Origin of the sequence: Chryseobacterium ginsengisoli (assembly GCF_039542325.1) — a bacterium.
Classification (GTDB): domain Bacteria; phylum Bacteroidota; class Bacteroidia; order Flavobacteriales; family Weeksellaceae; genus Chryseobacterium; species Chryseobacterium ginsengisoli.
In genome coordinates this window covers 1-12,477 of the sequence record NZ_BAABHX010000003.1, presented here as the reverse complement: position 1 = coordinate 12,477, position 12,477 = coordinate 1, and the positions used below count along the sequence as shown (strand labels likewise).

Sequence of the window (12,477 nt, the reverse complement as noted above, 5' to 3'; positions counted from 1 at the left end):
TGACAAAACCAATTAATAACCACAAAACCATTTTATATGAAAAGAACATCTATTCCATGCTTCTTTCTTATTTTGCTCTTAACTCCCGTCAGTCTGATGAAAGCACAGTCATCGGTAATGACAGCAGGAGCAAATGCTACAGGAAGCAACGGCACAGTTTCTTATAGTGTAGGACAGGTCGCTTACCTCGTGAAAGGGAGTAGCCGTCAGGTTTCAGAAGGCGTACAACAGGTCTACGAAATCACTACACTTGCAACCAATGAAACCTCAAATTCAACTGAAGAAGGCATTTTAATTTATCCGAATCCTTTCAAAGATTATCTGTATCTCGACTTTACGACAAATAGTTTTAAAGGTTCCGAGTATCAGCTTTACGATGCTCAGGGAAAACTGATTAAAACGGATAAAATCACTCAGACAAAATCTGAATTCAACTTCTCATCTCTTCCATCTGCGATGTATATCATCAGGATCACTCAAGAAGGTAAAAACATCAAAACATTTAAAATCATTAAAAAATAACAACCATGAAAAAAATATTACTGACAGCGGGAATTGTGTTGGGTACACACCTAGCCTTTGCACAGGCGCCCGAAAAAATGAGTTACCAGGCAATCGTCCGAAACACGGGAGGACAGGTTTTAGCTAATCAAAGTGTAGGAGTAAGAGTGAGTGTTTTGCAGGGTTCTCCAGCAGGAACAGTCGTTTATTCTGAAAGACTAACAGGAAGCACCAACGCAAACGGGCTTCTTACTATGGAACTTGGCACAGGAACAGTTCTTTCTGGAACTTTCAATACGATAAACTGGCCTTCAGGAAGCTATTATTTAAAAACAGAAACAGATCCTACAGGTGGTACAACGTATACCATTACAGGAACAAGTCAACTATTAAGCGTTCCTTACGCTATGTACGCAAAAACTGCCGGTAGCGGCGGTGGCGGATTCACAATTCCTTATACAAATTCTGTGAATAATGCCGGAACTTTATTTTCTTTAACAAACACAGGAGACGGAACATCTTTGGAAGGGGTTAACGGTACAACAACATCAAGTATTGCCGCGGTAAGAGGTATGGTTACCAGTACAGCTCCCGGAGGATTTTCTTCAGCCGTTCGCGGGATGAACAGCGGAACAGGAGGTTTAGGAATCGGAACTTGGGGAAGCCAGGACGGAAGCGGATGGGGAGTTTACGGAGTTACTCCTGCAGGTATTGGAGTTTATGGAAATTCCTCAGCAGCGGGGTACGGATTGTATGCTAACAGTAATTCGGGAACTGGTCTGAACGCAACAAGTACAAATGGTATTGCCGCAGCGATAAGCATATTTAATAATGCTAACAGCAATAATGTTCTTAACGCTAATACCGTTGGAAACGGAACAGTAATAAATGTCTCCTCAACAGGAACAGGATCCGGTATCGAAAGTTCTACAGGATCTGGATTTGCTGTGCATGGAGCAACTTCAGCACAAACATCTGCCGGAATTATCGGGGATAATAATGGCGCAGGTGAAGCAGTTGTAGGAAGAAACACAAGTGATATTGCAGGAGCCGTTGTCGGTAGAAACGACGGCGGAGGTTACGGAGTAAGAGGTTTTGTTGCCACCAATACAACAGGAACTTCTGTAGGGGTTTTTGGTCAGGTTGGTCTTAGCAGTGGAAAAGGACGTGCCGGAAGATTTGAAAACTTAAATGCATCAAATGACAGAAATACTTTCGAAGTAGAATCTAACAGTACAGGAAATATTCCTGATAATACTTTAGGAAACGTTTCTTCTTTCCTTTCTAATAATACAAACAGTGTAAGTGCTGCCGTAAGAGGTGAAACCAAAACTATATTTGGAAACTTCGGAGCTGCAGGTATTTTTGGAGTAGCTTCAGGAACGGGAGGTTTCGGTGGTTTATTCTATTCATCAAATACAACCGGAAACGGGCGTGCTTTGGTTGCCATTACAGACGGTAACGGTGATGCTTTCATTGCCAATGCCGGAAAAGATGGAGACGCAGTAGAGGCTAATGTTGATGGAGCCGGTCGTGCAATTTATGGCTGGACACCAACATTTAGCTTAGGAAAACCTGCGGAATTCCAAAACTTCAATACATCAAACACCAATTCTGTAGTGACTGCAAAAACAGTCGGAAACGGTATGGCAGGAGATTTCTTTGTAGATAATACCAATGGTACTTCTGCTGCCTTACACGGTAAAGTAAATTCAATATTTGCCAATTTCGGAACGGCGGGAGTTTACGGGGAATCTATTGGCACCGGCGGTTACGCAGGTTTATTCTATCAAAGAAATGCCAGTGGAAACGGACCTGCATTACTGGCATTAACAGATGGTGCCGGAAACGGAATTACAGCGAATGCCGGCGGAAGCGGAGATGGTGTTGAAGCTTCAGTAGACGGAACGGGGAATGCTATCTATGGTTGGGTTCCTAACTTTGGAACTGGTAAAGCAGGATACTTTAGAAACTTTAATAATGCAAACGGTCAGCCGGTCGTTCATATAACCACAACTGGTACAGGATCTACCTTACTTGTTAATCATCAAGGTCCATCAGGTAATATTGCGGTCTATCAAAGTGCAAGTACAAATGTGGCGAGAATTAACAAAGCTGGTACAGGATTCTTCAACGGAGGAACTCAAAACAGTGGTGCCGACGTTGCCGAAGCTTTTGATGTAGAAGGAAATACTTCAGAATACGAACCGGGAGATATCTTAATTATTTCAACAGACTCGGACAGAACGGTAGAAAAATCTTCAAAACCATATTCTAATCTGGTTGCAGGAGTTTATGCAACAAAGCCGGGAGTTCTTTTAACAGAAGAAAATATTGATTCTGAATTATTCGGAAAAGTTCCGATGGGAGTAATCGGGGTAATTCCTACGAAAGTTTGCATGGAAGGAGGAAAAATTAAAAGAGGCGATCTTTTAGTGACTTCATCAAAATCCGGAGTTGCCATGAAAGCCAATCCTAAAAAAGTAAAAATAGGACAGGTAATCGGTAAAGCACTTCAGGATTATGACCAAAACGGAATCGGAAAAATAAAAGTATTAGTAAACATTAAATAAACGACCATGAAATCACTATATATCATCGCTTTTCTGGCATTAAGCTTAAATATTTATGCACAGGAAAATAAAAAAGTTTCAGAAACCCAGACACAGGAAGCAGCATCATACAAAGAATCAAAGGAATTTGAGGCAAAAATGATGAAACAGGCTCAGGAAAGAGCAGCTCAAAAGCCTCCCACAACGATTGTTTTGGCTTCAGATCAGGGACTTGAAGTAAAAAAACAAGCTCCTAAACAGGAATCAAGCAGTAACAACTCAGGAAAGTTACTTGCCAATACAGCAAGTATGGATGAAGTTTTGGCTTCAGTTCCTGGAAGAAAATCTCAGAAATCGGCTGCGGTTTCAAATGGCAGATCCAATACACAAGGATTATTGCCAAGCTCTAATTTAACAATACAAGACATTAAAAAAACTATTCCTAAAAATTAATAACCACAAATAGATTTTTTCAACTAAGGAAAAGGCTGCTTCAAAATGAGGCAGCCTTTTTATCTGTATGTTTATTTTACAATTCCAATAGTGATTAATACTAGTATTTGATTTATGCGATACTTTCGGCATTCAGGTTTTGGATAAAGTAAGAAGGAGTAAGATCTGTTTCTTTCTTAAAAGCAATTACAAATACTTGAGCGGAAGCAAACCCGCATTCTTCAGCAAGGTAACTTATTTTGTATTCTCTATAAACCGGACTTTCATATAGCTTTCTTAAAATATAATTTATTCTGAGCTGGTTTATATATCCGTTGAAATTATTATCCTTTTCATTTCTAATAATTTGTGAAAGATATTTAGTATTCACATTTGCATAATTGGCAAGCCACGGTAAACTGATGTCTTTTTTCAGGAATTTTTTTGATTTCTCAAATCTATTCATTCGTGCAAGTACTATTTTTACTTTATCTTCTGATATTTTAATTGGAGCTTTAGCCTCGGTCTCGGTTTCGCTATTTATTTCATCTATTTCAAGAGATGTATCGCTAAGATCAGACTCTTCATTAAGCTTTTTGATTACCTCATGGTACTTTATTTTAAGTTTCCTGTTCTTATTCCTCCAATACCACCATATACTTAAGGTAAATATGATAATAAATCCACCTACTAACAAAAGGATAGTTTTTAGATTGGAATTATGTTCGTTGTCCTTTTCTTTCTTTACGGTGGTTATTAATTGATCAACTTCTTTTCCAACTTCTTTTTTTGCGATCAGGTTTAAACTGTCATTCAATTTTGCGTAAAGTAAAGTATATTTAGCTTGTTCTTTTGAGTTTTTTAATTCTTCATTCGAGTCTGCAAGAAGCTGGAAACCAAATAATCTATGAGTGGGATTTCTATTTTGTTTCTCTCTTACAAGAATCTCATTTGCCATTTCAATGGTTTTATGATAATCACCTTTTTCAAGATAAAAACGACCAACTCCTTTTAAGATATTCATTGCATTATTCTCAAAAACTATAGGTTGGCTCGTTTTATATGAATAGACACCGAGATAATAAGGCTCGGCAAGATCCAGACGCATTGGCTTAACAACCCCTAGATAATAATTACCAATATTAATATTATTTAGAACAATTTTAGTGTATTTTGTAATCTTTTCCTCAGAAGTCTTTTCACTTAATTGTTTTAGTTCATATAGTTCTTTTTGCAAGTTAGAAAGTAATGCATTAGGGGATTTAGAATCATAATATAAGGCAAGATTAGCGTAAACCTGCGCCGATTTTATATGTCTTCCATCTGGATCCGAAACTGATTTCGCATATTGTAATGCTTTTTGGAGATTTTTTAAAGCTTCTTTATCTAATCCCATTGCTTTGTTAATATTTGACTTAAATATACTGAGACTAGACATTCTACCATTCCCTACAGAATCTGAACTTTCTATTTCTTTTATTAATGCTAAGGATGTTTTATAATCTGAAAGCTCATTGTAAATATTAAGTAAAATCATTTTACCTTTAATTGCCCCTTCTTTATAATCAATTTTATCTGAAGCAGTTATTAATTCCTTTAGCTTCTCTATATCATTGGGGGTAGGATACTTCGATATATTTTTTTTATACTGACTTTCTATGTCTTTTACAGTTTTGGGGTATTGCTGACAATACAAGAAATGAAATGAAAACAGAAGGAAAAGCAAATAAAAATTTTTTTTCATGGAATTATTTTTTTTTAAAAATTATTGGATTTTAAAGATTAAAAAAGCATAGTTGTTAATATTCTTTAAATAACCTTTTTTTATTGAAATATATGTTATCGCAATATTATTGTAAAAGTACACATATCTTTTTTCTATTCTAATTTTTATTTTAATCATTTCCTGTAATCATTCAGCCAATTAAACATGTAAATTACTGAATATCATATTATCTTATTTGTAAAATGAATTTTTTTTGTCTTTAAAACAAATAACAGCTTAAAATGAATATATCATCAAATTATTCAATAATTACTTTGTGAGCTTTTTAACTAATTTATATTATTGCTTGCAATTCTGAATTAAAACATCATAAAAACAGGCACTTTAGAACACGTCTGAGTTTTTATTAGTTTTTAATTTAAAATTGAAAACAATGCTGTGTGGATGCTTTCTAATTATAGATTTTTTTAAGAAAAAACAAATAATATCACTTTGGAGTTCGGATAGATAGTTGCTGGGGAAGAGTTCCAAAACTGATATGTTAAAATACCTATTGGGCACAAACGATTCTAATAACACACTTGAAAAATGAAAACACGAATGAGTGAGAAATTTAAAGAGAGATCTTCCCTAGCTACAAGGGGAAGATTCTTTCTTTTTTTTATTTCAGTCATTTCCTGGTGTGAACCTTTAAACGCAACTGTTCCAGATAATATTTCAACTGAAAAAATTGTTGAAGCAGATTCTCTTAAACTTTTTAATGATGTTCAGGAGGATAATGTTGTCAAAATTTATGTAACAGATGATGCTCAATTTACCAATTTAGACAATTCAATTACTACGCCAATTGTTATCGTTAAGATCGATACTAAAAAAGAAATCTCGAAGAAAAAAGAAAAAGAGAGGGTAAAAAGTAATGCGGAAAGTAAAAAAAGCACAAAGAAATCTGTACAAAAATCACCTTCTGTTCCTCAGTTTTATTTTACCAACCCTCACGATAAAGAATTTGCCCATTTTGATGTAGGGCTGGATAAAGCAGTGGTGACAACTACTCAGCAGCTCAAATTATTTTCAATAAATAAATTTTTCGTTTTAAACTTAATGCTTTTCGTAAGCATATACTTGGTGTGTTTTTTCAAAGAAAACACTTTTTTTATTTCACTTATAGGCAAAAATTTTCAGCGACCGCCACCCTATTTTTCCATTCAATTATTTTAAAATAAGGCTAAGATTAACGGAAACAAAAAGAATCTGTTAATAATCATGCCATTATTACTGTGCTTCTTTGTTCCCAATTAAGAATCACAGGATAAAAACAATAACTAAATAATTAAATAATGAGAAGAATATTAACTTTTTTAATAGCGATATCAGCGCCATTACTACTATTTGGACAATCGCCGGGAGGGATTTCTACAGATTTGTCGCTTTGGTATAAAGGAGACAACGGAGTGACTACTAATGCAAGTAAATTAGTAACTCAATGGACATCTTCCTCGACAAACAGCGTTCCTCTTACACCAAGTGGATCCGCAATACTGCCGTATAATGACCAGACAACTTATAATAGTACATTAAATTTTAATCCAACAGTTACTTTTGATGGAACCAATAATTATTTAAGAAACAATACTACAGCTTATTTAAATACAGCAGGCTCTGTTCATTATATTGTAGTTGCAAAAGGAACAAATAGAAATACCAACTATCAGAGTTTGTTTGCTATTGCAGGAAATGATGATGGATTCTTTTATTCAGGACAAGGAGCCACTACTGCATTTCCTTCTATAGGAAATAACTTTAACTCTTCAGCAGCAGCAATTGCTTCACCGGAGGATCTTGGTATATACTCTTCAATTCTTCCAAAAACTGCGGTACAGGGAACACAAAGAGGATTTTATAACGGATTAAAGAAAAACTATACGTCTCCTTATCCATATACTGGAGGAGCTTATTCATTGCCGACAACAGGTGCTTACATAGGAGCTGATGGTACAACTGGGGATAATTTTTATGGAGATATTGCAGAAGTAATTCTTTACCATAGCACAACGGGTGGAGATTTAGCCGATGCAAATCTTGAAAAAATTCACAGTTATTTGGCTGTAAAGTACGGAATTACTTTGACGTCAACACAAAACTATGTAACGTCTGCAAACCAAATCGTATGGAATGCAGGATCTAATTCAGGTTTTACAAGTAATATTTTTGGAATTGGGCGAGATGATGCGTCTGCATTACATCAAAAACAATCTACAAGTACTAATACTGCACAAAAACTAATTATTGGAAATGGAGGATCTCTATTTGGAACCAATGCATTAAATACAAACAGCCTTACAAATGGGCAGTTTCTTATTGTCGGTGATAATGGTTTAAAACAAGCTCCTATTGTTGCATTAGCTAATCCATCCGCTCCGGGAGGTGCTACTAATTATCGTTTTGCTTCTATTTGGAAGGTTCAGAACACAGGAGTAGGATCTGTTACAATAGCATGGCCTGCGGGACTCGAGAATTTTCAATTGATACGTTCTACTGATTCAACGATAGATGCCACAGACACTTTTGTTCCCATGACAGGAATTACAACTGTTAATGGAGTTACTTACAACACTGCAACTGTAACATTTAATGATGGAGAATATTTTTCTTTTGCATCTTATGTTCATGCACCCGGTGGAGTTCTTTCTTCGCTTTGGTACAGAGCTGACAAAGGATTATTGCCTGCAACTGGTGCTGTTACAACCTGGACAGATTATTCTGCAGGTCAAGTGCCTGTTATACCTGCATTATCAAGCAGTACTTCAGCTCCAACTTCAGTGGCTGGAACCGGACTTAATCTAAACTTTAACCCAGGAGTAACATTTGTAGCTGCAAATGCTTTAGGAAACTCCGGTGTTCTAAATGCTCTTTCGGGAGCAAATTATACAGTCTATACAAGTACTACTCCGGTTACGGGAAGTGGCTGGGATAGAGTTGTAGGATTAAATTATTCAAATTTAACAGGAGGTAATTCTTATGATAGTCCTGGACTTGGTGCCGATAACGTGATTATTAGAACAAATACGGGAGCAGCTCCTTTATTTAGTACAGTTGCTACAGGCTATAGATATGATCAGCTTACAAATACTACAATTGTAAGAAACAGTTTTACCAATACATTATTTACAAGAGCGTTCAATGGAGCTGTTCCTGGAGGAAATATTACTTATTCCAGTACAACAACAGGGCCAGATGGAGGAATTGTATTAGGAAGAAATGCAAACGCAGGTGGTGATGACAATGGTGCTGGAATGACAATGGCTGAAACTATTGTCTTTGATGCAGCTTTATCGGCAAACGAGGTTAACAGAGTAGATTCTTATCTTGCTATTAAAGGAGGTATAACATTAGATAATACCAATACTCCGAATTATTTAAGCAGTACTTCAGCTAATGTATGGAATGGTTCTACAAACGCAGGCTATAATAATAACATTTTTGGAATTGCTAATGACTTTATTTCTGCATTAGATCAAAAGCAATCTATTAGTATAAATGCTGGACAAAAGCTAATTATTGGAGCAGGAAATTCTTTAGCGAACACAAATGCTCTTAATACAAATACTCTTACAAACGGACAGTTCTTAATCGTAGGAGATAATGGATTAAAGCAGGGGCTTTCTGTAGCGTTGGCTAATCCGGCTGCTCCGGCAGGAGGTACTAATTATCGTTTTGCTTCTATCTGGAAAGTACAAAATACAGGAAGTGTAGGAACGGTTACAATAGCTTGGCCTTCGACAGGAATGCAGGCATTCCACTTAGTGCGTTCTACGGATGCAACTATAGATGCAACAGATACATTTATTCCGATGTCCGGAACGACAACAGTTAATGGTGTGACTTATAATACAGCAACTGTAACACTTGGTGATGGAAATTATTTTACTTTCGCGGCATACGTTCATGCTCCGGGAGGTGTACTTTCTTCACTTTGGTACAGAGCTGATAAAGGATTAGCTCCGGCAACTGGCGCAGTAACAACCTGGACAGATTATTCGGCAGGTCAGGTACCTGTTATACCTGCGCTATCAAGTACTACATCTGCTCCGACTTCAATCGACGGAATAGGTGCTAACTTTAATTTTAACCCTGCTGTAACATTTGTTGCTGCCAATGCATTAGGGAACACAAGTGTGTTAAATCCTACTACAGGAGGAAATTATACAGTGTATACAAGTACTGGTGTGGCTACAGGAGATAGAATTGTTGGATTAGGTTATTCAAACTTAACGGGTGGTGCATCTTATGACAGTCCGGGAATTGGGGCAGATATTGTTGGACTTAGAAATGCTGCAGGAACAACGGTTATGTCTTATTCTGCTGCAACGGGGTATAAATATACTCAGTTTACCAATACAACCATTGCCCGAAATAGCTTTACCAACACAGCATTTTCAAGAGCACTAAACGGAAGTGTAGCAGGAGCGAGTTCTACATACTCAAATACTACCACTGGACCTAATGGAGGTATTATATTTGGTAGAAATGCAAACAATGGAGGAGATGACGGCGGAGCAGGTGTAACATTATCTGAAACTATCGTTTTCGATGGTGCACTATCTGCAAATGATGTCAACAAGGTCGATTCATATCTGGCTATCAAAGGGGGTATTACATTAGATATCGTCAATACTCCAAATTACCTGAGCAGTAGCTCTACGAATGTATGGAGCAGTTCTGTGAATACAGGTTACAATAATAACATTTTGGGTGTTGCATATGATTATGTCTCTGATTTAAATCAAAAGCAATCAAAAAGTATTAATGATGGACAGAGATTAATTATCGGAGCTGGAGGAACATTGGCAGACACCAATGCTTTAAACACTAACACTTTGACGGACGGACAATTCCTGATGGTAGGAGACAACGGATTAAGACAAGGTCTTTCCGTTCCTATCAGCGGAATTACAGGAGTAAATTATCGTTTTGAATCGATCTGGAAAGCTCAGAATACGGGAACCGTTGGAACTGTACGTGTAGCATGGCCTGCAGGTTTATCTGCGCTTAGACTGATTCAGAGTTCTGATGCAGTGATTGACAATACAGATACGGTAACGGATATGTCCGTTAATACTCAGACTGTAAATGGGGTAACTTACAACTATGCAGATGTGACATTGGCAAACGGTCAGTATTTTACTTTTGCAGCATTTGCACACGCTCCGGGGGGGGTTATCAACGGATTGAGCCAATGGTACAGAGCAGATATTGATGCGACCAACACAGGTAACGCAACGGATGTAACATCCTGGAAAGATTACTTTGGAGGTACAATCGTCGCTCAGATGCCGGCTGTTGCATTACCTAAATATAAAATCGGGGCTGCAGCTTACTTCAACTTCAATCCGGGAATCAACTTTACGGCAATTACTCAGGGGTTAGGTAATATCACTACCCAAACGATTACCAATACAAGCAATGACATCTTTACGGTAACGAAGGAAGGAATGACGGCTCCCGGAAGCCCAACTCCTCACTTTTTCAGTATTACAGAAAATAATGCGTTAGGTGCCAGTATTGCATCTTGGGATTATACAGGATTCTGGCCTGTAAGCCCAACAATCGAAAGAAGAGTTGTGGGAGGAGGAACACAGTTTGTGGGTTCCGGTGTGAATTTCTCTACTGCAATTCCAAGCATTATGTACAATACCTTTACTGCTTCAACATTAGCAAGAGGATTGAATGGTGCTGCTAATGGTGCTATTGCAAATAATACTGCTGTAGGACTTGCTTTGGGAGGTCACGTATTTGGAGATACACGTTTTACAGGCAGTGGCAGTGACAATGGAGGTATTGTAGGAGATATTGGTGAAACTATTATTTATGGTGGAGGAAATATCACAGCCGCGGAAAGAAGAAAAGTAGATACTTATCTGGCAATCAAATATGGTATTACTTTAGGACGTGTTGCTACAGACAACTATATCTCTACTGCAGATGGTACAGTTTGGAGTGGTGCATTGAATACCACTTATAACAATAACATTTTTGGATTGGCTAAAGATGATATTGAATCTTTACATCAAAAGGTTTCTAAGAGTGTGAATGCCGGAACTATTCTTACCATGGCAACAAGCAATGACTTCGTTTCTCAGAATATTGATGCTTCCAGAACTGCACTTACAGGAGATCAGAAATATTTCGTAGCCGGAGATAATAATGTGACGGCTACAGCACTAAACAGTATTACGGTTAACGGTTCTGCAGGGCAACGTATTCAGAGAACATGGTTGTCGCAACGTACGAATGCAACGGGTACAGTTTATTTCTCAGCAGATCTTTCTACATATGGAACTTCTTTTGTAGGCGGAAATAATGTAAGAATGATTATTGCTGATGATGCGGCATTCACTACCAATGTGATATCTGTACCAGGTATTTATAGTGGTGGAAAATGGGTACATAATCACAGTTTTGATGCTGAAAATACAGGAAGATATATCACTTATGCGACATTGCCTCTTGATACTGACAATGATGGCATTGCTGATTCTGTAGATCTTGATAATGATAATGACGGTATATTAGATGCTAATGAATGTTCTACCAATGTTGGAAGTGTAATAGACTGGACTCATAATACTGCAGACTCATGGGGTGCAACCGGAGTCCAAAGCACTTACATCAGTAGTGGATCACAATCTACCATAGGCTCTGGAATTACCAGCAGAACTAAGAATGTTTCATTAGCTTGGCTTACCGGTATAACAGCAACTAATTACGCTGATGCGGTGGTTAAGAATGCTTATGTAGAGTATGGCTTTACTACAGCTGCTTTCGGTACTTCAACACATTATATTAATGATAGAAATGGATTTTGGTGGCCTAATGACGGTACACATGCTACCAATAAATATAAAGTAGCGATAGCCATTTCTGATGACAACTTTACATCAAATAGTGTTTTGATTACTGATATCAATGCATTGCAGAATGCTACCTATGTTCCATATAATACTAATAAATACAAGCTAAATCCAAGTACAAGCTACAAGGTGAGAGTTTATATTTATGAACTTACAAATTCCGGGCAAACCATAGATTATGATGATTACAATATTTTGCTTACAAGCTATTGTGACACAGATGGAGATGGTATTCCGGATTATCTTGATTTAGATTCTGATAATGATGGTTGTTTAGACGCAATTGAAGGGGATGAAAACGTAACCGCTTCAATGTTGGTAACAGCAGCACCTGGTCTTAGTGTAGGTACAGGAT

Annotated in this window: 6 protein-coding genes; 5 read left to right on the top strand and 1 reads right to left on the bottom strand. The window is 37.3% G+C overall.

Translation table 11 applies throughout. The annotated features are described in order from the left end of the window. Positions 1-36: 36 nt before the first annotated feature. From ABD940_RS09065 to ABD940_RS09055, 3 genes are read left to right on the top strand one after another with little or no spacing between them, the layout of a single operon-like run. On the top strand, positions 37-522 hold the full coding sequence (locus tag ABD940_RS09065; protein ID WP_345202669.1) for a T9SS type A sorting domain-containing protein: 486 nt from the start codon (positions 37-39) through the stop codon (positions 520-522). 5 nt (positions 523-527) lie between these two features. Further along, a complete protein-coding gene (locus ABD940_RS09060; RefSeq protein ID WP_345202666.1) occupies positions 528-3,074 on the top strand; it encodes a beta strand repeat-containing protein in 2,547 nt (848 codons plus the stop codon). Positions 3,075-3,080: 6 nt separating this feature from the next. After that, complete coding sequence (locus ABD940_RS09055) at positions 3,081-3,506, top strand: hypothetical protein (RefSeq protein ID WP_345202664.1); 426 nt, start codon at positions 3,081-3,083, stop codon at positions 3,504-3,506. A 112-nt stretch (positions 3,507-3,618) separates the two neighbouring features. Here the strand turns inward: ABD940_RS09055 and ABD940_RS09050 are convergent, their stop codons facing one another. Then, positions 3,619-5,229 carry a helix-turn-helix domain-containing protein gene (locus ABD940_RS09050; protein WP_345202661.1) on the bottom strand — a complete coding sequence of 537 codons (1,611 nt, stop codon included), beginning with the start codon at positions 5,227-5,229 and terminating at the stop codon, positions 3,619-3,621. Positions 5,230-5,799: 570 nt separating this feature from the next. Here ABD940_RS09050 and ABD940_RS09045 point away from each other — a divergent pair. After that, the gene (locus ABD940_RS09045) at positions 5,800-6,429 is read left to right on the top strand and encodes a hypothetical protein (protein WP_345202659.1); all 630 of its coding nucleotides are present in this window, start codon (positions 5,800-5,802) and stop codon (positions 6,427-6,429) included. Positions 6,430-6,548: 119 nt separating this feature from the next. Continuing rightward, positions 6,549-12,477: beta strand repeat-containing protein (locus ABD940_RS09040; protein ID WP_345202656.1), on the top strand; the 5,929-nt coding region annotated here is incomplete at its 3' end.